The organism is Legionella sp. km772 (assembly GCF_003989735.1).
GTDB lineage: Bacteria > Pseudomonadota > Gammaproteobacteria > Legionellales > Legionellaceae > Legionella.
Genome location: NZ_RZGQ01000306.1, coordinates 1 through 1,879 on the forward strand (window position 1 = coordinate 1; position 1,879 = coordinate 1,879).

Consider the following 1,879-nt stretch of genomic DNA (forward strand, 5'->3'; position numbering starts at 1 on the left):
AATCAAATAATCACTATAAAGATCAAGCATATCCATTTAATTCCCTCCCTAAAATTAAGGGCGGAATTCTAATGCTTTTTAGTCAAACTACAAGTTTATGTGCGTAACATGAGTTATTGAAGAGCGTGATTACATAAGGCCCTATTTTGATTATCTACAATACCCAGATCGAGACTTGCTTACCCATCCAGAAGACCGTTTCTCTCGCTATGTTCATAATTCATTTGGCCAGGTTATTTATGAAGTAAACGCAGAGGGCTATGTAACCGAACATCAATATCACACTAGTGATAAACCGAGTAAAACCTGGTTTTACCCACAAAAAATAATCTTACCAAAACTTTATTCTTTAAGTGCAATCAGTGATTTGTTACCACCTAAAGACCAGATTCCGCTCATTTCAAATCAATATGACGCGGCTTCTCGCAAGATAAGCTCCACTGATCAATTAGGCTATGAAGAGCATTATAAATTAGATGCCTTAGATAATTTAAGAGAATACCTCGATAAAGGGGGCGATAGTTGGCTTTTTAATGTTGATAGTGCGAATAGGAAAATTGAGGAAGCAACACCGCCCACTGAAGTAACCAGAGTAACAGAGCAAGGATTGTTGATTAAACCTCAAGGGCTCCAAAGAATTATAAAAAAGATAGAATATAAGGGGGATGTGCAACGAATTATCGAAGCCTACAATACGCCAGAAGCACGCGTTATCGACTTTCACCGCAATGCTGTGCAGCAAATTATCCAAATTTCGCAAGAGGAAGCCGGTGTTTATGATAAAAGCAAAATACCTACGCGGTTTATAGAGGACTATTTCGCCTTGGGTCAACATGCCCAAACTGATGCAGAACAAAGCAGCCTAGAAACCTTGCTAAAGCAGAATGGTGAGCTGCAATTTCGTCCAGAAAAGAAAGTAACGCTTTCAAGTAAAACAATTTATAACTCGTTTAAGCAAGCTGTTGTATTGATCGATGAAGCTGGAAGTTCAAAGTTTAAAATCTATGACGCAGGCCAATTACGCTATGAAATAGATCAAGAGGGCTTTGTAACGACATTTAAATATAATCTATTTGGCAATGTCATTCAATTAACACGCCATGCCCTTGCTTTGGAGCTAAATTTATCTCCATATACAACAATAGGCCTACCTTTAGAACTGGTAGAATCTATCCTAAAAAGTTCGTCCGATGATCGATGTCTCTATTTTAAATTTGATCGAGCCAATAGACTAATTCAAACCACTCAATCAGAAGTTTTTACTTATATTCCGCATTTGCAAGGTCAGGCCCAACATGGGCTAAATGCCCCTGTTAAAAAAATCGCCTATACTACCTTTGGTGAAATATACAGTGAAAAGGAGTTGGTCGATCCTTTTAATGATTTATGGAATGAAAATAGAGCTTGGTTTAATAAGCTAGGCCATGTTATTGCGCAAGTGAATGGCTTAAATTATTTGACTCTGTTTGCTACCGACCGCTATGGAAATGATAAAAAGAAAATTGAATACGCTAAAAAATTACAAATAACCTTGGATGAAGAAATCTCTGTAAAAGAAATGTTGCAAGGTTTGGAGATGGATCCTGATCATGATCGCATTTATACCAATGAATTTAATGCTCGTAATGAATTGGTTAGAACAATCCAACACAAAGTTCGCCTTTATGATCCGGAATTAGATATTAGTGCTATTCCCTATCTTCCCTTACAAGAAAAAGAACAAAATATTACCCATGAATTCATTCGTAATGCCAAGGGCTTATTACTCATGTTACGCACATAAACTTGTAGTTTGACTAAAAAGCATTAGAATTCCGCCCTTAATTTTAGGGAGGGAATTAAATGGATATGCTTGATCTTTATAGTGATTATTTGATTT

General features: G+C 36.7%; 1 protein-coding gene. It reads left to right on the plus strand.

Annotated elements, in window-relative coordinates:
• Window positions 1-175: 175 nt before the first annotated feature.
• Window positions 176-1,783 (plus strand): hypothetical protein, encoded by a 1,608-nt coding sequence (locus ELY15_RS15480; protein WP_127101614.1) that lies wholly within the window; start codon window positions 176-178, stop codon window positions 1,781-1,783.
• The last annotated feature ends 96 nt before the right edge of the window (window positions 1,784-1,879 follow it).